Genomic DNA, 23,640 nt, shown 5'->3' with positions numbered 1-23,640 from the left:
GTTCCGGGGGCGGCGACCGGCAGGCGCGCGGCCACGGCCGCTCCGGCGACGGCGAGGGCCAGCGCCGCGAGGCCCGCCAGCGCCGCCGGCCGCCAGCGCCCGCCCAGCGCCCGCTCCGCCTGCGCGACGCCCAGCAACCAGCCGGCGAGGGCCAGCAGCAGGCCGGCGATGAACAGCAGGGCGAGCGCCTCCCCGCCGCCCTGCCGGCTGAACACCCAGGCCAGCCACAGGGCGGTTCCGTACATGGGGAAGGCCAGCAGCCCCTTCAGCCGCTCCATCCACCGTCCCGGCCGCGGCAGGCGCGACAGCAGGCCGGGCGTCAGGCTGACGGCGACGAAGGGCAGGGCCAGGCCGAGGCCGAGCATCAGGAACACCGCCAGCGCCATCGGCCACGGCATCAGCAGGGCCGCCCCGAGGGCGAAGGCCATGAACGGCGCGGTGCAGGGGGCGGCGACCACCACCGCCAGCGCCCCGGTGAAGAAGGCGCCCAGGGCTCCCGGCAGGCGCGCCAGCGGGCCCGTGCCCGCGCCCTGCAGCCCGGCCCCCATATGGTACACGCCCGACAGGTTCAGCGCCACGGCCAGCATCAGCAGGGACAGGCCCGCGGTCACCGCCGGCGACTGCAGCTGGAAGCCCCAGCCCGCCGCCTCGCCCGCCGCCCGCAGGGCCAGCAGCGCGCCCGCCAGGATCGCGAAGGTGGTCAGCACCCCGGCCAGGAAGGCCAGGCCGTCGCGCCGGGCCCGGACGGGGTCGTGCGCCGCCGCGGCCAGCGACGCGGCCTTCATCGCCAGGATCGGGAAGACGCACGGCATCAGGTTGAGGATCAGCCCGCCCAGCAGGGCGAACAGGGCGGCCTGCAGGAAGCCGGCCACGCCCGGGCCCGGCGCCTGCGGCGGTCCGGCCGGGCCGTCCCGCGCCGGCGCCACATCGCCGGATCCGGAGGTCCCGGCCAGGACCGGCCCCGGTTCGGCGCGGAGTTCGAAGGCCCCGTGCGCGGTGGCCAGCACGCCGGCGACCGGGCCCCGCAGGCCGCCGCCCGCCGTCCTGTCGTCCGCCTGTATGCGCAGCGTCAGGCCCTGCGGGCCCCAGGCGCCGCTCTGGGGGGCCGGGTGCGCGATGACGCCGCTCTCGAAGGGGAAGAAATAGCTCGGACCCGGGTCGCGCCCGGCCAGCGGCCCGCCGGCGGCGCTCAGCGTCAGCACGCCGTTGTCCAGGGCCGCGCGCGCCTCGATTCCGGCGGGCCGGGGGGCCTGTTCGAGCACCGCCCGGACCGGCGCGCCGTGGCGCGGGTCCGCGGGCGGCGCGCCCTCGCGCACGGCCAGGTCGAGGGCCAGGGTCAGCTCCTCCGGCACGCACATCTCGGCGCTGCAGACGAAGAACAGCGCCCTGACCCTGAGCGGCAGGGTCGACCCCGGCCGGGCGGCGGCCGGGACCTCGACCGGAACCGGCAGATAGACCTCGCCCGAATAGCCGTAGTTCATCAGCCCCGCGAGCCGCTGCCGCTCGGGCAGGGGCCAGACGATGTCCCCGGCCCTGACGCCCGCGGGCAGGCTCCAGTCCAGGGTGGTGGCGCCGCCGGAGTCGCCCGGGTTGCGCCAGTAGGTGTGCCAGCCCGGCGCGATGTCCTGCCGCACCGCCACGATGGCCGTCGAGCCGGGCGCGGCCCATTGCGACATCGACACCAGCTCGGCGGCGATGCGCTCGGTGCGCTGCACGCGCGCCTCCTGCGCCGCCGCCGGGGCCGGGGCGAACATCAGGGCGGCGAGGAAGAGGAGGATCAGGCTGGGCGAACGGGTCACCGGCCGACCCTAGCCGTCCGGCCCCCCCCGCGTCACGCGGCGTGCTGTCTCAGGCCGCGCCGCGACCGCCGGGCTCAGCGCGGGGCCGCGTCCACGACCACCTCGGTGCGCCGCCGCATGGGCTCGCTGACCCCGCCCGCGGCCACCGACCCGGACTCGCCGGCCACCATCAGGCTGAAGGCCGGGGCCGGCCAGCCGGCCGCCTCGAGGGCCTCCTTGACGGCCACGGCGCGGCGTTCGGACAGGTCGAGGTTGGCGTCCGGGCCGCCCCTCGCATCGGCGAGGCCGACGACCTCGACCTTGCGGATGGCGCAGCCCTGCAGCTGGGTGGCGGTCAGGCCGATGGCGTGCCGGGCCGCATCGGTCAGCCCCGCCTCACCGTCGCGGAAATAGATGTCGAACCGCTGCGGCGCGCAGGCGCTCGGCTCGGCGATCAGGTCGCCGCGCGCCGCCGGCCCGCCCGCGCACCCGGCCACGGCCAGCGCGCCCGCGCCGAACAACAGGATCAAACCCTTCATGGCGCCCCTTTCACGAAAAGGGCGGCCCGTCGCCGACGAACCGCCCTGATCACTGACCACACGGCCGCGCCCTAGTAGCGACGCTGACCGTTCTCCCAATAGCATTCGGTCTGCCGGTTGTCGTAGCAGTAGTAGTACCGGCCCTGGCTGTCGCGGTAGCGCTGCTGGTTGGCGCGGTCCTGCTGCGAGCCGCGGATCGCGCCCGCGGCGCCGCCCACGACGGCGCCGATGGCCGCGCCGGTCCCGGCGTTGCCGTCGCCGACATTGTTGCCGATGATCGCGCCGGCGACCGCGCCGATGCCCGCGCCGATCGCGCCCTGTCGCACCGTTTCATTGGTGCCGCCGTACGGATCGCTGGCGCAGGCCGAAGCCAGCAGGCCGGCGCCGGCGATCGCGATGATTGCCTTTTTCATGGGTATGTCCTTCATCCCTCGGGTTCGCCCCACGGGTGATAATGCTGGATAACCGTGACGGTTCCCATCCTATGCGGTTGGTTAAGCCTGTATTAGGCTTTGCAGTAACGCCGCGCAGGGGGCGCGGACGGCTCCGCGAGGGGCGAAAGACGGGGGTTTTCGTATGCGTTTTCCCGAACCGGTCCGTATGGCGGATGACGGCGATCACAGTCCAGTGTGGGCCCGCAGCAAGCGTCGGCGCGGCAATCCGTTCATCAGCCTGGTGATCACCCTGCTGGCGCTGTTCGGCGTGCTGACCGCCGTGCTCGGCGTCAAGGAGAAGTCGCTCGCCGCCGGCGGGGCCCTGATGGACGGCTGGATCTCCGCCGCCGTGTCCAAGGTGCGCGGCGAGGCGCCCCGGGTGGCGGACGAGGCCGGCGAAGCGGCCGGCGCGGCCGCGGCCAGGGCCGGCGAAGCCGCCCAGGCGGGCGCCGCGGCGGCTTCGGACGAACTCAAGAAGTAAACGGCCACGCTGGACTGCCGCCCGGAACATCGCTCCGGGCGGGACGTTCGGGCGGCATGAGCGCGACCCTGACCCCGGCCGCCGAACCTCCGGCCGCCGCCAAAGCCACGACCGGGACCTCGGACGGGTCGGCCGGCGTGCTCACCCGTCACGCGCCGCTGAGGCGCGTGACGATGCTGGTCAATCCGCTGGCCGGCGGCGTCGGCCCGGGCGCGGCCGGGGAGGCCGGGGCCATTCTGGACCGCTACGCCTGCGAGGCCTCGGTGGTGACGCTGGAGGCGGGGCGGTTCGACGACCAGATCGCGGCGGCGCTCGAGGCCCGGCCGGACGTGCTGTTCGTGCTGGCCGGCGACGGCACCGCCGGCCGCATCGCCTCGCGCGCGGGGCCGGACGGCCCGCTGGTCGCGCCCCTGCCCGGCGGCACCATGAACATGCTGCCCAGGGCCCTCTACGGCACGGGCGACTGGAAGGCCGCGCTGAAGGTGGCGCTCGAGGAGGGCGCGCCCCAGGGCGTGTCCGGCGGCGAGGTGTCGGACGGCGAATTCACCCGGACCTTCTACTGCGCCGCCATCTTCGGCTCCCCCGCGCTCTGGGCGCCGGCCCGCGAGGCCATCCGGGTCGGCAAGCCGAGCCTCGCCTGGGCCTATGCGCGCCGGGCGCTGAAGCGGGCCTTCACCGGCCAGATGCGCTTCGCCCTCGACGGCCGGCCGCCGCAGCGGGCCGAGGCGCTGGTGCTGATCAGCCCGATGATCTCGCGGGCCATGGAGGAGGACACCGGCCTCGAGGCGGCGGCGATGAACCCCGCCGACGCCGGCGAGGTCTTCCGCCTCGCGGCCCACGCCGTGCTCGACGACTGGCGCCAGGATCCGGCCGTCACCACCCGGGCCACCCAGCGGGTCGACATGCGCGCCCGGTCGCGGATTCCGGCCGTCATCGACGGCGAGCCCGTGCTCCTGCGCCATAGGGCGAGGGTCCGTTTCATCGGCCGGGCCTTCCAGGCCCTGGCCCCGATCCCCGCGGCGGCGGAGGACAGCGTCTAGTGGGGCGAGCGCTGCAGTTCTCCGACGTGCATTTCGGGCGCGAACACCGTCACGCCTGCGCCGCCGCGCTCGACTTCGCCCACCGGACGCCGTGCGACCTGGTGCTGATCACCGGCGACGTGACCCAGCGGGGTCTGCCGGACGAGTTCGCGGCCGCCGGCGACTGGATCCGCCGCATGCCCGAGCCGACCTTCGTGATCGTCGGCAATCATGACGTGCCCTACTGGAGTCTGGCCGCCCGCCTGTTCCACCCGTGGCGGGCGTTCGAGCGCGCCATCGGCCATCCCGCCCACGACCACCAGTTCCTCAGCGGCGCCGTCATGGTGCGCGGGGTGGCCACCGCCCGCGGCTGGCAGGCGCGGCTGAACTGGTCCAAGGGGGTCATCGACCTGGGCCAGACCCGCAGGGCCGCCGCGGCCCTGCGCCAGGCGCCGCCCGGGGCCCTGCGCATCCTCGCCTGCCACCATCCCCTCGTGGAGATGATCGGCGCCCCGATGACCGGCGAGGTCAAGCGCGGCGAGGCCGCCGCCCTGATCTTCGCCGAGGCCGGCGTCGACCTGATCGTCACCGGCCATGTCCACGTCCCGTTCGCCCTGCCGATCCAGCTGGGCGACCACGGCTCCTATGCGGTCGGCTGTGGAACCCTGTCGCATCGCGAGAGGGGGGCGCCGCCCAGCTTCAACCAGATCGACTGGGACGCCGACGAGATCGTCGTCACCGCCATGGCCTGGACCGGCGACCGCTTCGAGCCGGGGCAGAAATGGCGCCTGCCGCGCCGCCAGGACACCCGCAGACGGTCGACGGCGCCCGATCCCGATGTGGCGGGCGAGCGCGAGCAGGCGGCGAGCTGAGCCCCGGCGGGCATGGCAGGGGGCCGCGGCCTGCGGCCACGGCCCCCTGCCGTCAGGTGATCACTTCTGGCTTCAGAGAGCGGGAGGTCGACGGCCTCAGCTCTTCCATCTGAGAACCGCAGCCTTGACCGGGTTGGCGAAGGCCCGGCCCTCGGCCCGGCTCCTGGCCCATTCGCGCTTGAGCTGCTGGTACCATTTGGCCTGTCTGTCGGCGTCGTCGATCCAGATCAGCGCCGGGTCATAGCGCAGCCCTTCGTTCTGCAGGTTCACCATGCCGCCGTCCTGCTTGAGGAAGGCGACCACGCCCCTGCGCAGGAACGGCCTGGCCAGGCCGAACACCCAGTGGTCGGACCAGAAGATCTGGGTGATCGTGGTCCGGCTCTCCGACCGGGGGGTCAGGCAGGTCAGGGCCAGCACCTGCTTCTCGCCGACGAGGATATGCTCCCAGCGATAGCCGGGCAGGCGGAAGCTGATCTCGGTGGCGGGCGCGCCGCCCAGGATCCTGTAGGCCCGGCTGTTCGACGACGGGGCGTGGCGGACCATGGCGAAGCCCAGTTCGCGCGGCTCGAAGGCCTTGGCCTTCTCGTGCATCGAATGTTCGGACCGCCACCACCACTGCCGATGGACATAGGGGCCGTGGGCCGGATCCATCAGCCCGACCACGGCGTGGTCGACATGGGCGTCGAAATCCATGCGCTCGACCAGCTTCGCCCCGCCCCCGACCACCCCCGGGAAGACCGGCGGCTCGTGGTCCGGTTCGGCCGGACTGCGCGGGTCCGAGGCGATCCAGACGAAGACCATGCCCTGGCTCTCGCGCACCGGATAGGCGCGCACCCGGATGCGTTCCGGCTGATGGGCCTGATCCCCGACCAGCGAGGGGATGGCGGCGCAGACCCCGTCGGGGCGGAACCGCCAGCCGTGATAGCAGCACTCGACGGTCTCGCCCTCGCCGGGCCTGTCGACCAGCCGGCCGGCCGACAGGGGCGCGGCCCGGTGCGGGCAGATGTCGCGCAGGGCGTAGACCTGCCCGGCCCGGGTGCGGCCGATCAGCACCGGCTCGCCCAGCAGCTCATGGCGCGCCAGCGAGGCCGGCTTCACCTCCCGCGACAGGGCGACGAAATACCAGGTGTCGAGGACGAAGCCCTTGCCGAAGGGAAATGGGCTCCGGGCCGCATCGGCGGCTTCGGACCCGGTCTGGCCGGATCGGGCGGGGGTTGTGTCTGCCATGACCATGAAATACGGCGCCGCGAACCGGAACGGTAGGGAGGACCATTGCCGCCGGGGCCGCGGACCGCATAACGTCCGCGGACCGCCGCCGGCGGGCCGGGACCCTGTCATGCGCCATCCTGTCATCGCCCGCATCACCGCCCTGGTCGCGGCGTTCATGGGCCTCGCCCCCGTCGGCGCCGCCCAGACCGCCCGTCCGGAGACGACCTACGATTCCGACCGTATCCAGGTTTCGAGCGAGGGACGCGGGCCGGACGTAATCCTGATTGCGGGGAATGCGTCGGACCCGGCGATATGGGATGCGCTGGTGGACAGGCTGAGGGGTTCGCACCGGATCCACCGGGTGCACGTCCGGGGGTTTTCCGGACTCGACGCCGGCGCGAACGCGCAAGGCGCGGTGCTGGAACCCACCGCCCAGGCGATCGCGGACTATATCGGGCGTTCCGGCCTCGAGCGGCCCGCCGTGATCGGGCATTCCCTGGGAGGATCGATGGCCCTGAGCCTGGCCGCGCGCCACCCTGAACGGGTCGGCCGGCTGATGGTGGTCGACATGCTGCCGTTCAACGGCGTCTTCTTCGGACCGCCCGGCTCGACCGCCGGGAGCCTGCGGCCGACCGGCGAGGCGATGAGAGCACGGCTGGCGGGCATGACGCCGGAGGGCTGGGCCGCGTCGAACCGCCGGTCGATGGCCGCGCTCGTCACCGACGAGGCCGTCCGCGCCGGGTTGATCCGCCACGCCGTAACGAGCGACCGTGACGTGGCGGGCCGGGCCATGCGGGATCTGATCACGACCGACCTGCGGCCCGAACTTTCGCGCATCGCCGCCCCGACCACCGTATTGTATGCGCGAGGGCCCAATATTCCGCTCACGGACGCGGCGCTCGAAGCCCTGTTCAGGAACCAGTACCGCGGCCTGGAGACGGTGCGGCTGAAGCGGATAGCCGACAGCCGACACTTCATCATGCTGGACCAGCCCGAGGTGTTCGCGGCCGAGGTGGACGCCTTTCTTTCGGCCGAATGAGCCCTCACATTCGCGTGACAGGCGTGGGGGCGTTTCCGAGCGCGGCGCGGCGGGCTAAGACCGCCTGGACGGGCGCGTAGAAGGTTGCGATGGCGGGTGCAGGGTTCGGGCGAGGTTCAGGCGGGGGGCAGGGCGGCGGCGGCGGTCAGCCCAGGGCCGCGCGCACGCCGGCGCAGCGGCTGGTCTACTGGGGATCGGTGCTGGCCGTCTGGGGCGTCATCTTCCTCGTGGTGTTCTTCGCCGTGTTCGCGCGCGACCTGCCCGACACCTCGACCCTCCACGACATCGATCGCCAGCCCTCGATCACCTATCTGGACCGCAACGGCGCCCTGATCGCGGTGCGCGGGACCCAGCAGGCCCCGCCCGCCGACCTCGACGCCCTGCCCGACTACGTCCCGGCCGCCTTCATCGCCATCGAGGACCGGCGTTTCTATCACCACCCCGGCTTCGACCCGATCGGCATGACCCGCGCCATCGCCGCCAACATGCGGGCCGGTCGGGTGGTCCAGGGCGGCTCGACCCTGACCCAGCAGCTCGCCAAGAACCTGTTCCTGAGCCCCGACCAGAACGTGAAGCGCAAGGTCCAGGAGCTGATGCTGGCGGTCTGGCTGGAGATGAAATTCTCCAAGCAGGAGATTCTCGCCCTCTATCTGAACCGGGTCTATTTCGGGGCCGGCGCCTACGGCATCGAGGCCGCCGCCCAGCGCTATTTCGACAAGGGCGCCAAGGACCTGACCGTCGGCGAGGCGGCCCTGCTGGCCGGCCTGCTCAAGGCCCCGTCGCGCTATTCGCCGGTGTCCGAGAGCGAACGCGCCGCCGCCCGCGCCACCGTCGTGCTCAACGAAATGGCCGACGCCGGGGTGATCACCCCGGAACAGCGGGCCCAGGCGGTGACCGAACCGGTGCGGGTGTCGCGCACCCTGGCCAGCCAGCACGCCCAGTATTTCGTCGACTGGCTCGACAAGCAGATCCGCGAACTGGTCGGCGAACCGACCGAGGACATGATCGTCGAGACGACGCTGGACCTGACCCTGCAGACCTCGGCCGAGCGGGCCGTGCGGCGCATCCTCCAGCGCGACCGCTCCAGGGGCGTGCAGCAGGCGGCGCTGGTGGCCCTCGACGGCGAGGGCCGGGTCCGCGCCATGATCGGCGGCGCCTCCTATGCCGACAGCCAGTTCAACCGGGCCGTGGACGCCCGGCGCCAGGCCGGCTCGGCGTGGAAGCCGTTCGTCTATCTGACCGCGCTGGAGAGCGGCTACACACCCCAGACCCTGGTCAAGGACGCGCCCATCCGCATTGGCAACTGGACGCCGCGCAACTACACCGGCGACTACCGGGGCGAGATGACCCTGTCGCAGGCGGTGGCCCAGTCGATCAACACCGTCGCGGCCGCGCTGGCCGACCAGGTCGGACGCGACAATGTGGCCCGCACCGCGACCCGCCTCGGCATCAGCTCGCGGATCGGGCTGGAGCCGGCCATGGCGCTGGGCGCGGTCGAGGTCTCGCCGATCGAGATGGCCCAGGCCTATGACGCCTTCGCCAACGGCGGCAAGCGCGTCCGGGCCTATGGCATCGGCCGCATCCGCACCCCCGAGGGCCGCGTCATCTACCAGCGCGCCGCCCGCGAGGCCGGGCCGGTGCAGGCCGTGTCGAACCCGTACCTCTACTACCTGAACCAGATGCTGCGCGGGGTCATGACCTCGGGCACCGGCCGGTCGGCAGCCATCGCCGGCCGCGACGTGGCCGGCAAGACCGGCACCACCTCGGACTACAAGGACGCCTGGTTCGTCGGCTACACCGGCGGCTTCGTCACCGCCGTCTGGGTCGGCAAGGACGACAACAGCCCGATGCGCGGCGTCACCGGGGGCTCGTCGCCGGCGGCCATCTGGAAGGGCTTCATGGAGGCCGCCCTGCCGCGCCTCAACGCCCCGCCGATCCCCGACGGCCCGCCCATGCCCGAGGGCTGGCGGCCGCCCAGCCCGGTCGAGAGCCTGATCGGCCGGATCGGCGACCTGTTCGGCGACAATCCGCCCGGGGATTCCAGTGTCGATCCGCTCGACGAAGAGCTGCTGGAGCCGCCGCCGCCGCAGCGCCCGATCGCGCCCGAGCGCAACGACCCGGCGGTCCTGCGTCCGACCCAGCCGCAGCCGCAGCGGGACCCGCCGGCCCCGCAGCCCCAGCCGGCGCCGCCGCCGGAGCGGAAGGCCGATCCGCTGTTCTTCTGACCTACCGTCCCACCGCATGCAGGGCGGGGCCGTGGTCGCGCAGCCATTTGCGGTGCGGGCGGGGGTCGCCGACCAGGCCCCGGACCACCGACCAGTAGGCCGGGCTGTGGTCGGCGTGGACCAGATGGGCGACCTCATGGGCGGCCAGATAGTCGATCACCGCATCCGGGGCCATGATCACCCGCCAGCTGTAGCGGATGGTGCGGTTGTGCGGGCTGCACGAGCCCCAGCGCGACTTCGGGTCGGCGATCGACAGCTTCACCGGCCGCAGGCCGAGGGCGCGCAGATGGACGTCGGTACGGACCTGCAGGGTCTCGCGCGCCACCCGTTTGAACAGATTCTCGACCCGGCGGGCGAAGGCCTCGCCGTCGCCGCCCGAGACGATCAGCGGCCCGTCGGCGTCCTCGGTCAGGCGCGCGGCCCCGGCCCCGCCGGTCGCCGCCAGCCGGACGGGCCTGCCGAACAGGGCCACCGTCGCGCCGGGCTCCAGGGGCGAGCCGCGCGGCCGCTCGGCCAGCCGCTGGCGCATCCAGTTTGACTTGGTGCGGGCGAAGGCCACGGCCTGGGCGAGGCCGCGTTCCGACGGGGCGACCAGCACGGCCTCGCCGGCCCGCCCGTCGATGCGGATCGACAGCCGCCGGGCGCGCGGATTGACCGACAGCCGGGCCGGGACGCCGACGGCGTCAGGCGGCAGCCGCTGGCCGTTCCGATACTGCACAGAGGGCCTCGTTGAGGGCGATGAAGTCGCGCACCCGCGGATAGATGTCGTCGCGGAAGCGGCGGCCGTTGAACACCCCGTAGTGGCCGACCTCGGGGTGGACGTACAGCGTGCGCCGGTCATCCGGGATGGCGCCGCACAGGCCGTGCGCCGCCTGGGTCTGGCCGACCCCGGAAATGTCGTCCTTCGCGCCCTCGACGGTCATCAGGCCGATGTCCGTGATCCCGCCCAGGTCCACCTTGCGCCCGCGATGCTCGAGCAAGCCGCGCGGCAGCAGATGCTGCTGGAAGACGATGTCGATGGTCTGCAGGTAGAATTCCTCGGTCAGGTCCAGCACCGAGAGGTATTCATTGTAGAATTCCTCGTGCTTCTCGACCCCGTCGCCGTCGCCGTTGACGAGATGCTGGAAATATTCGTGGTGGGCGTCGCGGTGGCGCTCCTCGTTCATCGACATGAAGCTGTAGAGCTGGACGAAGCCCGGATAGACCCGCCGCCCGAAGCCGGGATAGGGCCACGGCACGGTGTGGATCATGTTCGACCTGAACCAGGTGAAGGGCTTTTCCTCGGCCAGCTGGTTGGTCACCGTCGGCGACAGCCGGGCGTCGATCGGCGAGCCCATGAAGGTCATCGAGGCGGGCCGGTTCGGATCCTCGTCCCCGGCCATCAGGGCGCAGGCGGCCAGCACCGGCGGCCCCGGCTGGCAGACGCCCACCACATGGGCGCGCGGGCCGATCACGCCCAGCATGGTCCGGACGTGGTCGATGTAGTCGAAGAAGTCGAACCGCCCCTCCAGCATCGGAACCTGGCGGGCGTTGGTCCAGTCGGTGACATAGACGTCGTGGTCCTGCAGGAAGGCCTCGGCCGTGCCGCGCAGCAGGGTGGCGTAGTGGCCCGACAGCGGGGCGACGAGCAGCACCGCCGGCGCAGCGGCCGGCCTCCCGGCGCGCTTCAGGTCGCCGACGTGGCGGGCGAAGCGCAGCAGCCGGCACCAGGGCGAGGACCAGACCACCTGTTCGCTGGTGCGCACCCTGCGGCCGCCGATCTCGACAGTCTCCAGACCCCAGTCCGGCTTGCCGTAGCGGCGCGTCAGCCCCTCGAACAGTTCGGCCGAGGCGTAGGCGGTGCGGCCCAGGGCGGTGTCGGCGGCCGGATTGAGCGGAGACCTCCAGAACTGGCCGGCCAGCCGGGCCCCGATCCGGAACGGCGTCGCCGTATGATAGGCGAACTCGTGAAGCGAATACAGCATGCGTGTCCTGGGACGGCCCCCGCCGGCATATGGCAGGGCAGCATAGAACGCGCCGCACTGCAAAAGGATTTAATCGTCCCCCGAGCGAAGCGAAAAGGGGGGAGGATTTTTCTAGCCGCGCGCCATGGCCCGTTCGATCACCGCCGCCGACCTCTCCGGGCCCAGCGCCTCGGCCACGGCGGTGCGGAACCTTCCGTCGGGGCCCATCAGATAGACGGTCAGCGAGTGGTTCATCGTATAGCCCTCGCCCTCGCCGACCTTCTGGTAGAAGGCCTTGTAGGCCCCGGCGGCGGCGCGGACCTGCGCCGGCGTGCCGGTCAGGCCGATGACGCCCTCGGGAAAGCCGTCGGAGGACAGATAGTCCTTCAGCGCCCGCGGCGTGTCGCGCTCGGGGTCGACGCTGATGAAGACGATCTGCAGGTTCTCCGCCCTGTCCCCCAGCCGCCGCCTCGTCGCCTCCAGCGCGGCCAGGGTGGTCGGGCAGTAGTCGGGGCAGTAGGTGAAGCCGAAGAAGACCAGCGACCATTTGCCGTCCAGCATCGTCTGGTCGACCGGCCGGCCGTCCTGGTCGACCAGCTGGAACGGTCCGCCGACCTCGGCCTCGCCGGTGGAGACGACCTCGCCGGGCCGCAGCCCGGGCGCGGGCCGGTTGACCAGGACCATTGTGACGGCGATCAGGGCCACGGCGATGACGGCGCAGGCGGCGGCGAACAGCAGAATGGGGCGGCGCGGCATCTGGGCTCCGGGCGGGACGCGCCACGCGGGCGCGGCTGGTCTATAGAAGAGCGGTGAGCCCAACCCAAGACCCCCAGTCGTCGCAGTTCGCCGACACCGGTTCCGCCGGCGGCCGCTTCGCCGGCTGGCGCAACATTCCGCGCCGCAGCCGGGGCCTGTCGCTCCGGACGCTGGTGATCCTGCGCTGGATGGCCGTCGCCGGGCAGAGCGCCACCATCCTCGTGGCCGCGGCCTGGCTCAAATTCGACCTGCCGCTGTGGGCCTGTCTGGCGGCGATCGCCGCCAGCGTGGCGATGAACCTCAACGCCACCGCCCGGCTGAGGCGCAGCGACGGCTCCTTTCCGGACGGGACCCTGACGGCGGCCCACCTCGGCTTCGACATCCTGCAGCTTTCGGTGCTCCTCGCCCTGACCGGCGGACTGCAGAACCCCTTCTGCCTGCTGCTGGTGGCCCCGGTGACGGTCGCGGCCGCCTCCCTGCCGGGGCGGCAGGCGGCGCTGATGGGCCTGCTGGTGCTGGCCGCCACCGTCGGCCTGTTCTTCTTCTCCATGCCGCTGCCGTGGCAGGCCGGAACCCAGCTGGAGCTGCCGCCGCTCTATCGCTTCGGCGTCGGCCTGGCGCTGACCACCGGCGTGGTGTTCACGGCCGCCTACGCCTGGCGGGTGGCGGCCGACGCGGAAAAGCTGGAGCTGGCCCTGGCCACCACCCAGGACGTGCTGCAGCGCGAGCAGCGGCTGGCGGCGCTGGGCGGGCTGGCGGCGGCGGCGGCGCACGAGCTGGGCACGCCGCTGGCCACCATCCAGGTGGTGGCCCGCGAACTGCTGCGCGCCTCGGCCGCCGACGGCGACGCGGCCGAGGACGCGGCCCTGATCCTGCAGCAGGCCGAGCGCTGCCGGGACATTCTGAAACAGCTGTCGCAGCAGCCCGAGGAGGGCGACTCCGCCTTCGCCGAGGTCGGGCTGAAGGCCCTGCTGGAGGAGGTGGTCGAGCCGCACCGGGGCTTCGACCTCGCCTTCGAGGTGGCCGTGCGCACCGCCTCCGGCGAGGCCGAGCCGCGGGTGCGCCGCCTGCCCGAGGTCGTCCACGGCCTGTCCACCCTGGTCGAGAACGCCGCCGACTTCGCCAACAGCCGGGTGCGGGTCCAGGCCCTGGTCGACGCCGGCTTCATGGAGATCGAGGTGGTCGACGACGGCCCCGGCTTTCCCGCCGACATCCTGCCGCGGCTGGGCGAGCCCTATGTGACCAGCCGGCCGCAGGGCAAGGCGCGCCGGGCGCTGGCGGCCCAGATCGCCGCCTCGGTCGCCGCCGCCGCCCCCGGCCGCAAGGGCCGCAAGGGCGACAAGGCCGAACCGCCGGCCGGGGCCGAGACCATCGCGCCCAGCCAGGGCGGCATGGGTCTGGGCTTCTTCATCGCCCGCACCCTGCTCGAGCGGACCGGCGGGCGGGTCTCGGTCGGCCCGGGCGACGGCGCCAGGGGCCAGCCCAGGGGCGCGCGCGTGGCCGTGCGCTGGGCCCGGCCGGCGCTGGAGGTTCCGCCGTCGTGATGTCGCACCGGACCGCTGAACCTTGACCTGCGCCATACCGTTACCGACCTGACGGCGAGGAGAACGATGATGCCTGACACCGAAGCCCGGATCGCCGCCCTGCCCGACAGGAGCCTGTTGCTGCTCGACGACGACAACGCCCTGCGCACCCGGCTCGGGCGGGCGCTGGAGAGCCGCGGCTTCGAGGTCACCGCCGCCGCCTCGGTGGCCGAGGCCCGCGAGTCCCTGCGCGCCGCCGCGCCGGCCTTCGCGGTTCTGGACATGCGGCTCGAGGACGGCAACGGGCTGAAGGTGGTCGAGGCCATCCGCGAGCGGCGCGACGACGCCCGCATCGTCATGCTGACCGGCTACGGCGCCATCGCCACCGCCGTGGCGGCGGTCAAGGCCGGCGCAGTCGACTATCTGCAGAAGCCCGCCGACGCCGACGACGTGGTCAAGGCCCTGCTGGCCACCGGCGAGGCCCCCGAACCCCCCGACAATCCGATGAGCGCCGACCGGGTGCGCTGGGAGCATATCCAGCGCGTCTATGAACTGTGCGACCACAATGTCTCGGAGACGGCGCGGCGGCTGGGGATGCATCGGCGGACGCTGCAGCGCATCCTGGCCAAGCGGGCGCCGCGGTAGGGGGCGGCCCTCGTCAGAGGGCGCCGCGCATCCAACCCGCCCCGCCCGACGACGCCGGCCCAGGGCGTTGGCGGCTGGTCCGGGGGGCGCTGGGTCGCGTGAGGCCATGACGCTGTGCCTGCAATCCGCGAAAACATGGTCGGATAATGGAGACGATCCGCCGCCTTTTCAGCGGCTTGGCCGATTCTCGATGCTATCTTCCCGCCGCATGAAGGAACCGGTCCATACTGCTGACCGGTCTTTGACATGCGAACCGCCGACCCGCCGCCCCAGGCGCGCCCGGCTCAGCCTCCCGGCCCCGATGCCGACTCTGCCGACTGTGACACACTAATTTTCGGGGGCGGCGCCGACCCTGCCGACTCTGACACGCCAATTTTCCAGGTTTCTACCCGGATAGAAACCGAGGCGATCCGGACCTGCCGTCCGCCACCGCGACCGGCCCCGGCGCCGCGCGACGGAAAAAGGCCCCGGCGTCTCCGCCGGGGCCTTGTTCATTTCAGACGTGACGCGGCGTCTTAACGACGGCTGCGGCCGCGATCACGGTCACCGCCTTCACGCTTCGGACGGCCGCCGGTGTCGTCGGACAGCGGCGGCTCGCCGCGTTCGGCGCGCTCGGCGTTGATCCTGTCGGTGATGTCCTCGCCGGTGGTCTGGTCGACGACCTTCATCGACAGCTTGGTCTTGCCGCGGTCGTCCATGCCCAGGAATTTGACCTTGACCTCCTGGCCCTCGGTCAGGACGTCGGCCGGGTTGGCGACGCGCTCCAGGGCGATCTGCGACACGTGGACGAGGCCGTCCTTGGCCCCGAAGAAGTTCACGAAGGCGCCGAAATCGACGACCTTCACGACCTTGCCGGTGTAGATCATGCCGGGCTCGGGCTCGGACACGATCGATGAGATCCAGGTCTTGGCCGCGTCGATCTTCTCCTGTTCGGAGGCGGCGATCTTGACCGTGCCGTCGTCCTCGATGTTGATCTTGGCGCCGGTCTTTTCGACGATCTCGCGGATGATCTTGCCGCCGGTGCCGATGATGTCGCGGATCTTGTCGGTTGGAACCTTGATCGACTCGATCTTGGGCGCGTACTCGCCCAGTTCCGAGCGGGCGCCGTCGATGGCCTTGTCCATCTCGTCGAGGATGTGCAGCCGGCCGGCCGTCGCCTGGGCGATGGCCTTGCGCATGATCTCCTCGGTGATGCCGGCCACCTTGATGTCCATCTGCAGGCTGGTGATGCCCTCGCGGGTGCCGGCCACCTTGAAGTCCATGTCGCCGAGGTGATCTTCATCGCCGAGGATGTCGGACAGGATGGCGAACTCGCCGGACGGCTCGAGGATCAGGCCCATGGCGATGCCCGAGACCGGCCGCTTGAGCGGCACGCCGGCGTCCATCAGGGCCAGCGAGGAGCCGCAGACCGTGGCCATCGAGGAGGAGCCGTTGGACTCGGTGATCTCCGACACCAGGCGGATGGTGTAGGGGAAGTCCTCCGCCGACGGCAGCATCGGCCGGAGCGCCCGCCAGGCCAGCTTGCCGTGACCGATTTCCCGACGGCCCGCGCCGCCCATCCGGCCGGTCTCGCCGACCGAATAGGGAGGGAAGTTGTAGTGGAGCAGGAATTTCTCCTTGTAGGTCCCGCTCAGGGCGTCGACGTACTGCTCGTCCTCGCCGGTGCCGAGGGTGGCGACGACGATGGCCTGGGTCTCGCCGCGGGTGAACAGGGCCGAGCCGTGGGTGCGCGGGAAGACGCCGACTTCCGAGACGATGGCGCGGACCTTGTCGAGGGCGCGGCCGTCGACGCGGTGGCCGTTGTCGATGATGTCGCGGCGCAGGACGTGAGCCTCGCATTCCTTGAAGGCGGCGCCGAATTTGGACGGATCGACCCCGTCCGGGTTCTCGTCGGTGCGGACCAGGGCCTCGGCGGCCTTCTTCCTGGCCAGCTCGACGCCCGAGCGGCGGTCGTATTTGCCGACGTGGGTGTAGGCGGCCTTGATGTCCTCGCCGACCAGCGACTGGATCGAGGCGACGATGTCCGAGACGTCGTCGGCCTGGAAGTCGAACGGCTCCTTGGCGGCGTGCTCGGCCAGGTCGATGATCGCGTCGATCACCGGCTGCATACCGCGATGCGCGAACATCAGGGCGTTCAGCATGATCTCTTCCGACAGCTCCTTCGCTTCGGATTCGACCATCATCAGGGCGTCCTGGGTGCCGGCGACGACGAGATCGAGCTCGCTGTCGGGCATCTGGTCCAGCGTCGGATTGAGCACCAGCTCGCCGCCGACGTAGCCGACCCGGGCGCCGCCGATCGGACCCATGAAGGGCACGCCCGAGAGGGTCAGGGCGGCCGAGGCGGCGATCATGCCGAGCACGTCGGGATCGTTCTCCATGTCGTGCTGGAGGACGGTGACGATGACCTGGGTCTCGTTCTTGAAGCCCTTGACGAACAGCGGGCGGATCGGGCGGTCGATCAGGCGGGAGACCAGGGTCTCCTTCTCGGTCGGACGGCCTTCACGCTTGAAATAGCCGCCCGGGATCTTGCCGGCGGCGAAGGTCTTTTCCTGGTAGTTGACGGTCAGGGGGAAGAAATCCAGGCCCGGCTTGGGCGCGCGGCCATAGACGACGGTGGCCAGGACCACGGTCTCGCCATAGGTCGCCAGCACGGCGCCGTCGGCCTGACGGGCGATGCGGCCGGTCTCCAGCGTCAGCGGGCGTCCGGCCCAGTCGATCGTCTTGCGTTTGATGTCGAACATGTTTCGTCTTTCGTATCCCGCGGGCGGATTCCGCGCGGGGTCCCATCAATGGGTGGAGCGTCGGGCGTTCAGTCCTTCGGTCCATGAACGGCCGCGCCATCGCGAACCGTCCGGGAGTGGTTGAGGACCGGTTTCAGCCCTCGCGTCTGCGCCATTAAATCCCGCGGCGCGCGGTTGGTTCTGATGCGGAACGAGGCGCGGACATCAGGCCCGCGCCTCGAAAATCTTCCGCCCGTTCCGGCGCCCCTAGCGGCGCAGGTTCAGCTTGGTGATCAGCGCCGTGTAGCGCTCGCGATCGACCTTGGACAGGTGGTCCAGAAGGCGACGGCGCTGCGAGACCATCTTGAGCAGGCCGCGGCGCGAGTGGTTGTCCTTCTTGTGCGTCTTGAAGTGTTCGGTGAGGTTGGCGATGCGTTCCGAAAGGATCGCGACCTGGACCTCGGCCGAACCGGTGTCGCCCTCGGTGCGGGCGTTGTCGGCGATGACTTCGTGCTTGCGTTCAGCAGTGATCGACATCGGTATGCTCCATCTGGAGTCCCCTGCCGCCCTGCGTCAGGAGAGGTTGAAAACGCGGTCGGGTTCCAGCCGGCCGGCCCGCAACTGACCGAGAGCGACGAGGGTCTGGCCCTGAAAGGCTGAAACGGTTCTGGAGCCCTCCCGGAGGCGGCTCTTGAGCGTTTCGACCTGACGGGGGAGCAGAACGATCGGCCGTCCCTGCCGAAGCGAGAAGGCGTCCTGATCCGTCACGGCCAGCTCCGGGATGTCGTCCAGGGCGGTCGCGACGGGAAGCAAGCCTTCCGAGGCGGCGCCCCTATGCACCATTTCCTCCAGAGAATCCAGCGTGACGGCGTTTTCGGTCGAGAACGGCCCGACCCGCTCGCGCCGCAGGGCCGAAACGTGGCCCTCGGCGCCCAGGGCGGCGGCCAGGTCGCGGGCCAGCGCGCGCACATAGACGCCCTTGCCGGTGCGGATGGTCAGCTCGACGTGGTCAGCGTCCGGGGCGTCCGTGACCGCGGCCTCGTGGATGGTCACCCGCCGCGGGGCCAGCTCGAACTCGGCCCCGTCCCGGGCCAGGTCGTAGGCGCGCTGGCCGTCGACCTTGACGGCCGAATACTGCGGCGGGACCTGGTCGATCTCGCCGGTGAAGGCCGGAAGGGCCGCGCGCACCGCCTCGACCGGGGGCCGCACGTCGGACCGGGCGACGATCTCGCCCTCGCGGTCGAGGCTGTCGGTCGAGACGCCCCAGTTGATGGTGAAGCGGTAGACCTTCTCCGCCTCCATCATGAACGCGACAGTCTTTGTGGCCTCGCCCAGCGCGACCGGCAATATGCCCGAGGCCAGCGGGTCCAGGGTCCCGGCGTGGCCCGCCTTCTGCGCATTGAACAGCCGCCGCACCCTCGACACGGCCTCGGTCGAGCCCATCTCCAGCGGCTTGTCGAGGCAGACCCAGCCGTTGACGACCTCGCCCTTCCTGCGGCGGGCCACTAGTTTTGGCCTCCCCCCCGCGGGGGGAGGGGTCCCTGCGAAGCATGGTGCGGGGGCCCCCCCTCCACCGTTTCGCGGTCCCCCTCCCCCAATGGGGGAGGATTAACATCGGCCTGCACCCGCGGATCGTCGAGCAGGCGGTTGAGCCGCTCGGCCGCCGCGAAGCTCTCGTCGTGGCGGAAGCGCAGGTCGGGGGTGAAGCGCATGTCGATATGCCGCCCCAGCGCGCCGCGCAGGAAACGGGCGTGGGCGTTCAGCGCCCTGACGATGTCGTCGACGTGGCCCGCGACCGGGGCGCTGTCGACGCCGGCGCCCAGCGGCTCGACGAAACAGGTGGCGTGCTTGAGGTCGGGCGACAGCCGCACCTCGGTGACCGTGACCGAGACACCGGTCAGGGCCGGATCGCGGATTTCGTTCTCGCGCATGACCTCGACGAGGGCGTGGCGGATCATTTCGGCGGCGCGCAGCTGGCGCTGGCTGACGGTTCCGGCCTTGGGATTGGGTTTGCGGCTGCTCATGACAGGTCCTCGACGCCCGCCGGGGCTCGGACCCGGCTCGAAAAGCGAAGGGGCGCGGTCTAGTCCCGCGGAGCCGCGCTGTCCAGTTCGGCCCGGTCGACGGCCGCCATCAGTTCGGACGAGACGATCGAGCGGAACGGCCGCACCGGCAGTCCCGCCGCATTGAGCACGCCCGCCGTCCAGTGGTTGCACAGGTGGGCGATGGAGAAGGTCTCGCGGCTGGCCAGAAAGCGGGCGTCGTCCCCGGCCCGGACGGCGGCGATCCGCGGCCCGCCGCCCGACAGGTCCAGCGACGCCTCGACGCGGGCGGCCAGGGCCTCGAAGCCGGCCGGCGTGATCCTGAAGCTGCGGCGGCCCTCCTCCGCAAACAGCTCGGCCGGGTCGCGCGGGTCCGGGTCGAGCATGACCACCGAGGCGTTTCCGGGGCGGAAGAAGGCCCGCGCCCCGTCGGGCAGCCGGTCCCCGATCGGACTCTGGTCGACATAGAATCTGGCGTCGCCCCAGCCGATCAGGATCCACCCGCCCGGCGGCAGGGCCCGCACCGCCCCGGCCAGCGGCCCGCCGCGGGCCTCCAGGGCGGCGCGCGGCACGGCCAGGTCGGTGTGGAAGCCGTTGTCGAGCAGGTGCAGCTCGACGCCCGGCGCGTCCGGCGCGGCCCGCCACCGGGCCGGATCGCCGGGCGCGGTCCAGGTCCACAGGGACGCAACCAGTCCCGCGGCGGCGGCGGCGATCACGGCCCCGAGACCGGTGCGGGAACGCCCGGGCCTCATCGGGCCCTGAAGCGCCACACCCCGCACAGGGCCGCGGGCGGCGTTTGCGCGCCGATGGTCCGGCTGCGGAACAGCATCAGTTCGACCCGGTCGCGCCGGTGCAGCAGGGCGACGGCGCCCGCGGCCTCGCCGCCGCACAGCCTGACCGCCCCGGCCCGCCCCCGGCTCGGCGCGAGCACTTCGCGCAATTCGATCTGGGCGTCGGCGGGCGCATCCAGCCGCGCCGCGAAGGTCTGGCCCGCCGCGAAGGACTCGCGCCCGGCGGCGATGCGCAACGGACGGGTGCGCAGGACGTCGCCGTTCCCGAAGCGCAGCTCGGCGCCGAGGAAGGCCAGGGATCCGGCCGCCGCCCGCGCGGCTTCGTCGGCCGGATCGTATTCGCCCCGCAGAATGGCGGCGGACCTGGCCGCAGCGGCCCGCGGCCTGTCCGCCCCGGCCCCCGCCGACCTGAGCCCCCCGATCCCCTTCGCCGCGCCGGAAGGCAGGCGTCCGGCCCAGTCCGCCGCCCGCCGCGCCGCCGGGCCCGCCCCGTCGCGCAACGTCTCCCAGGCCGCCACGGTGTCCTTCTGTTCGACGGCCAGCAGGAACAGCACCAGGCAGACGAACGACAGCGCCCCGGCGAGGCGTTTCACAGCGGTCTGGGGTCGGGTCGTGGCGGCGCTCATGTCCGCGACCCTATCGAGGGATGTTCGGGAGGTGAACGCCTATCGCCCGACAGGGGCGCCGCGGTCGTCGGGCCCGCCGGCGCGCGGCGTCGCCCACTCGCCGCGCCAGGCGTAGGACAGGGCGACGCAGTGCCGGTAGGCGCCGTCCGGCCAGCGGCCGACGGCGTGCAGGGTCAGCGGCCGGCCGAGCCGGACCCGACCGGCCGCCAGCCAGACCTCGTCCGAGCCCGGGCACAGCGCCCGCGACAGGCCGCGGCCGTCGCCCTCGGGGGCGATCTGATAGACCGCGTTCGCGGTCGAGCCCGCCGGCAGGGCGCGGCGCACGGCGTCGGGGCCGCCGCGGCGGATGTCGGCCGAGCCGCGCTGCGAGGTGGAGATGATCCGCCGCACGCTGATGGCCCCGAACAGGCCGCGGTCCGCCTCCAGCGTCACCCCGCGGGTCAGGGCCTGGGTGATGCGGTCGGCGGCGTCATAGGCCAGGTAGCGGGTCTCGGCCGCGGCCGGCCCGGCGACGGCGGCGAGGGCCAGGACAAGGATCGGGATGCGGCGCATGGGACGTTGATCCGTGAAGGATGCGGCGAAACGGCGGCGGCTTCGCGCCGCCGCTCCCTAGTCCAGGGTGCGCTTGACCTCTTCGACCGTGAAGCACTCGATGAAGTCGCCGGCCTTGATGTCCTGGAAGCCCTGGAAATGCATGCCGCATTCCTGGCCCGACGGGACCTCGTTGACCTCGTCCTTGAAGCGTTTGAGCGTCTGCAGCGTGCCCAGCTCCAGCACCACCACGTCCTCGCGGATGATGCGGACCTTGGCGCCCTTGCGGACGACGCCCTCGGTGACCCGGCAACCGGCGATCTTGCCGGTCTTGGAGATGTCGAAGACCTGCAGCACCTGGGCGTTGCCGAGGAAGGTCTCGCGCTGCAGCGGGGCCAGCATGCCCGAGAGCACGCCCTTCATGTCGTCGAGCAGGTCGTAGATGATGGCGTAGTAGCGGATTTCCACGCCCTCGCGCTCGGCCAGGTCGCGGGCCTGTTTGGAGGCGCGGACGTTGAAGCCGAGGATCGGCGCCCCGGCCGACTTGGCCAGCTGCACGTCGCTCTCGGTGATGCCGCCGGCGCCCGACATGACGGTGCGGGCGCGGACCTCCTCGTTGCCCATCTTGTCGAGCGAGCCGACGATGGCTTCGGCCGAGCCCTGCACATCGGCCTTGATGACCACGGGCAGTTCCGAAACCTTCTTGGACTGCAGCTTCGACATCATGTCGACCAGCGACACCTGGTTGACGCCGCCGGTGGCCTTCTCGCGCTTGACCCGGGCGCGGTACTCGGTCAGTTCGCGGGCCCGGGCCTCGCTCTCGACCACGGCGAAGGGCTCGCCCGGAGACGGCGCCTCGTCGAGGCCGAGGATCTCCACCGGCACCGACGGACCGGCCTCGGTCAGCTGGGCGTTGCGTTCGTCGAGCAGGGCGCGGACCTTGCCCCAGGCCGAGCCGGCCACGACGATGTCGCCGCGCTTCAGGGTGCCGCGCTTGACCAGCACGGTGGCCACCGGGCCGCGGCCCTTGTCCAGCTTGGCCTCGATGACCACGCCTTCCGAGGTGCGCTCCGGATCGGCCTTCAGGTCCATGACCTCGGCCTGCAGCAGGATGGCGTCGATCAGGCCGTCGAGGTTGGTGCGGTTCTTGGCCGACACCTCGATGATCTGGGTGTCGCCGCCGAGGCTCTCGGCGATGACCTCGTGCTGCAGCAGTTCATTGACGACCTTCTGCGGATTGGCGTCCGGCTTGTCGATCTTGTTGACCGCCACGATGATCGGGGCGTTGGCCGCCCGGGCGTGCTGGATGGCCTCGATGGTCTGGGGCATGACGCCGTCGTCGGCGGCCACGACCAGCACGACGATGTCGGTCACGTTCGCGCCGCGCGCCCGCATGGCGCTGAACGCCGCGTGGCCCGGGGTGTCGAGGAAGGTGACGCGGTCGCCGTTCTCCAGGCGCACCTGGTAGGCCCCGATGTGCTGGGTGATGCCGCCGGCCTCGCCCGAGGCGACGTCGGTGGTGCGCAGCGCGTCGAGCAGCGAGGTCTTGCCGTGGTCGACGTGGCCCATGATGGCCACCACCGGGGCGCGGGGCGTGGTCGCCTCGTCGTCGACGGCGTCGGACAGGAACCCCGTCTCGATGTCCGATTCGGACACGCGCTTGACGGTCATGCCGTACTCGTCGGCGACCAGTTCGGCGGTGTCGGTGTCGATGACGTCGTTGATCTTCACCATCAGGCCCTGACGCATCAGGAATTTGACGATGTCGACGCCGCGCACGGCCATCCGGTTGGCCAGGTCGCCGACGGTGATGACGTCGGGGATGACGACCTCGCGCGGCCGGTTCGGCGCATCGGTCGAGCCGCCCTTGCGCTTTTCCTTCTCGCGTTCGCGGGCGCGGCGGACCGAGGCCAGCGAGCGCATCCGCTCGGCGGCGTCCTCGTCTCCCCCGGCCACGGCCTGGATGGTCAGCCGGCCCTCGCGGCGCTTGGGCTCCCCGCGCGTGCGGCTGACCGCCTTGCCGGGTCCGGCGTCGGAGAAGCGCTTGTCGCGATCGTCCTCGGCCTTGCTGCCCGCCGGACGGCCGAAGCCGGCGCGGGCGGGGCGGGCGACTTCCGGCGTCGCGGGCGGGGCGTTCGGGGTCGGACGGCCGCCGGGGCCGGTGCGCGGGCCGCCGGGACGGGCGGCGCCGGGCGCGGGGCGCGGGTTGAGGGCCGAATAGCGGACCGGCTCGGCCGGCCGGGCCGGCCGGCCGGCCCCCTGCGGACGCTCGGCGTAGTTGCGCTCGCCGCCGCCCATGGCGGCCTCGCGGGCCGGGCGCCCGCCGAAGGCCGGGCGGTCGGCGGGGCCGCGGCCGGGAGCCTGGGGCTTGGGCGCGCGCTGGCCGAAATTGACCGCCGGGCGGGCCGGACGGGCGGGGGCCGCGGGCGGGGCGGCGGCCTCGGTCGGGGCGGGGGCCGGAGCGGGG

General features: G+C 72.1%; 22 protein-coding genes. 7 read left to right on the top strand and 15 right to left on the bottom strand.

The features are described 5' to 3' along the window. The 3 genes from Q0588_RS04625 to Q0588_RS04615 form a co-directional block, all read right to left on the bottom strand. Positions 1-1,799 (bottom strand): protein-disulfide reductase DsbD domain-containing protein (locus Q0588_RS04625; RefSeq protein WP_298744168.1); only part of this gene is annotated, 1,799 nt, incomplete at its 3' end. A gap of 74 nt (positions 1,800-1,873) precedes the next feature. Next, the gene (locus Q0588_RS04620) at positions 1,874-2,317 is read right to left on the bottom strand and encodes an OmpA family protein (protein WP_298744167.1); all 444 of its coding nucleotides are present in this window, start codon (positions 2,315-2,317) and stop codon (positions 1,874-1,876) included. A 71-nt stretch (positions 2,318-2,388) separates the two neighbouring features. After that, positions 2,389-2,730, bottom strand: coding sequence for a YMGG-like glycine zipper-containing protein (locus Q0588_RS04615; RefSeq protein WP_298744165.1), 342 nt, complete (start codon positions 2,728-2,730; stop codon positions 2,389-2,391). A 163-nt stretch (positions 2,731-2,893) separates the two neighbouring features. Between Q0588_RS04615 and Q0588_RS04610 the strand changes: the two genes are divergently transcribed. The 3 genes from Q0588_RS04610 to Q0588_RS04600 are packed head-to-tail and all read left to right on the top strand — an operon-like array spanning position 2,894 to position 5,123. Beyond that, positions 2,894-3,232, top strand: coding sequence for a hypothetical protein (locus tag Q0588_RS04610; protein WP_298744164.1), 339 nt, complete (start codon positions 2,894-2,896; stop codon positions 3,230-3,232). 56 nt (positions 3,233-3,288) lie between these two features. Further along, positions 3,289-4,272, top strand: coding sequence for a diacylglycerol kinase family protein (locus tag Q0588_RS04605; protein ID WP_298744163.1), 984 nt, complete (start codon positions 3,289-3,291; stop codon positions 4,270-4,272). Continuing rightward, a complete protein-coding gene (locus Q0588_RS04600; protein WP_298744162.1) occupies positions 4,272-5,123 on the top strand; it encodes a metallophosphoesterase in 852 nt (283 codons plus the stop codon). Before Q0588_RS04605 ends, Q0588_RS04600 begins: the two co-directional genes overlap by 1 nt. A 96-nt stretch (positions 5,124-5,219) precedes the next feature. Here the strand turns inward: Q0588_RS04600 and Q0588_RS04595 are convergent, their stop codons facing one another. Next, positions 5,220-6,356, bottom strand: coding sequence for an aromatic ring-hydroxylating dioxygenase subunit alpha (locus Q0588_RS04595; RefSeq protein WP_298744161.1), 1,137 nt, complete (start codon positions 6,354-6,356; stop codon positions 5,220-5,222). A 103-nt stretch (positions 6,357-6,459) separates the two neighbouring features. Between Q0588_RS04595 and Q0588_RS04590 the strand changes: the two genes are divergently transcribed. Together Q0588_RS04590 and Q0588_RS04585 are read left to right on the top strand one after the other, a co-directional pair. Continuing rightward, complete coding sequence (locus tag Q0588_RS04590; RefSeq protein WP_298744160.1) at positions 6,460-7,371, top strand: alpha/beta hydrolase; 912 nt, start codon at positions 6,460-6,462, stop codon at positions 7,369-7,371. A gap of 89 nt (positions 7,372-7,460) precedes the next feature. Continuing rightward, a complete protein-coding gene (locus tag Q0588_RS04585; protein WP_298744159.1) occupies positions 7,461-9,596 on the top strand; it encodes a transglycosylase domain-containing protein in 2,136 nt (711 codons plus the stop codon). Between the two features lies 1 nt (position 9,597). Here Q0588_RS04585 and Q0588_RS04580 read toward each other — a convergent pair whose 3' ends face one another. The 3 genes from Q0588_RS04580 to Q0588_RS04570 form a co-directional block, all read right to left on the bottom strand. Further along, on the bottom strand, positions 9,598-10,314 hold the full coding sequence (locus tag Q0588_RS04580; protein WP_298744158.1) for a M48 family metallopeptidase: 717 nt from the start codon (positions 10,312-10,314) through the stop codon (positions 9,598-9,600). Next, positions 10,280-11,560, bottom strand: coding sequence for a polyhydroxyalkanoate depolymerase (gene phaZ / locus Q0588_RS04575; protein WP_298744157.1), 1,281 nt, complete (start codon positions 11,558-11,560; stop codon positions 10,280-10,282). The genes Q0588_RS04580 and phaZ overlap by 35 nt, the downstream gene beginning before the upstream one ends. Positions 11,561-11,671: 111 nt before the next feature. Beyond that, on the bottom strand, positions 11,672-12,295 hold the full coding sequence (locus Q0588_RS04570) for an SCO family protein (protein WP_298744156.1): 624 nt from the start codon (positions 12,293-12,295) through the stop codon (positions 11,672-11,674). Between the two features lie 53 nt (positions 12,296-12,348). Between Q0588_RS04570 and Q0588_RS04565 the strand changes: the two genes are divergently transcribed. Both Q0588_RS04565 and Q0588_RS04560 read left to right on the top strand, forming a co-directional pair. Then, positions 12,349-13,839: an ActS/PrrB/RegB family redox-sensitive histidine kinase gene (locus tag Q0588_RS04565; protein WP_298744155.1), complete on the top strand. Its 1,491-nt coding sequence runs from the start codon at positions 12,349-12,351 to the stop codon at positions 13,837-13,839. A gap of 69 nt (positions 13,840-13,908) precedes the next feature. After that, on the top strand, positions 13,909-14,463 hold the full coding sequence (locus Q0588_RS04560; protein ID WP_298744154.1) for an ActR/PrrA/RegA family redox response regulator transcription factor: 555 nt from the start codon (positions 13,909-13,911) through the stop codon (positions 14,461-14,463). A gap of 515 nt (positions 14,464-14,978) precedes the next feature. On the opposite strand, the gene pnp is transcribed toward Q0588_RS04560, so the two are convergent. From pnp to infB, 8 genes are all read right to left on the bottom strand, one after another. Next, positions 14,979-17,204 carry a polyribonucleotide nucleotidyltransferase gene (pnp, locus tag Q0588_RS04555; protein WP_298744153.1) on the bottom strand — a complete coding sequence of 742 codons (2,226 nt, stop codon included), beginning with the start codon at positions 17,202-17,204 and terminating at the stop codon, positions 14,979-14,981. Between the two features lie 246 nt (positions 17,205-17,450). Then, entirely contained in the window at positions 17,451-17,720 is a 270-nt protein-coding gene (gene rpsO, locus Q0588_RS04550; RefSeq protein ID WP_298744151.1) for a 30S ribosomal protein S15, read from the bottom strand. A gap of 36 nt (positions 17,721-17,756) precedes the next feature. Next, positions 17,757-18,689, bottom strand: a complete 933-nt coding sequence (truB, locus tag Q0588_RS04545) for a tRNA pseudouridine(55) synthase TruB (RefSeq protein WP_298744149.1) — start codon at positions 18,687-18,689, stop codon at positions 17,757-17,759. Continuing rightward, on the bottom strand, positions 18,689-19,207 hold the full coding sequence (gene rbfA / locus Q0588_RS04540; protein WP_298744148.1) for a 30S ribosome-binding factor RbfA: 519 nt from the start codon (positions 19,205-19,207) through the stop codon (positions 18,689-18,691). The genes truB and rbfA overlap by 1 nt, the downstream gene beginning before the upstream one ends. Positions 19,208-19,266: 59 nt before the next feature. Next, positions 19,267-19,977: a DUF2459 domain-containing protein gene (locus Q0588_RS04535; RefSeq protein WP_298744147.1), complete on the bottom strand. Its 711-nt coding sequence runs from the start codon at positions 19,975-19,977 to the stop codon at positions 19,267-19,269. Beyond that, complete coding sequence (locus Q0588_RS04530; protein ID WP_298744145.1) at positions 19,974-20,642, bottom strand: hypothetical protein; 669 nt, start codon at positions 20,640-20,642, stop codon at positions 19,974-19,976. Before Q0588_RS04530 ends, Q0588_RS04535 begins: the two co-directional genes overlap by 4 nt. Before the next feature lie 39 nt (positions 20,643-20,681). After that, complete coding sequence (locus tag Q0588_RS04525) at positions 20,682-21,194, bottom strand: hypothetical protein (RefSeq protein WP_298744144.1); 513 nt, start codon at positions 21,192-21,194, stop codon at positions 20,682-20,684. A gap of 57 nt (positions 21,195-21,251) precedes the next feature. Continuing rightward, the coding region (infB, locus tag Q0588_RS04520) for a translation initiation factor IF-2 (protein ID WP_298744143.1) at positions 21,252-23,640 on the bottom strand (2,389 nt) is incomplete at its 5' end.

It is taken from the genome of uncultured Brevundimonas sp. (assembly GCF_937870815.1).
Lineage (GTDB): Bacteria > Pseudomonadota > Alphaproteobacteria > Caulobacterales > Caulobacteraceae > Brevundimonas.
The sequence above is the reverse complement of the archived record's forward strand: the minus strand, read 5'-3'. Positions and strand labels throughout refer to the sequence as shown.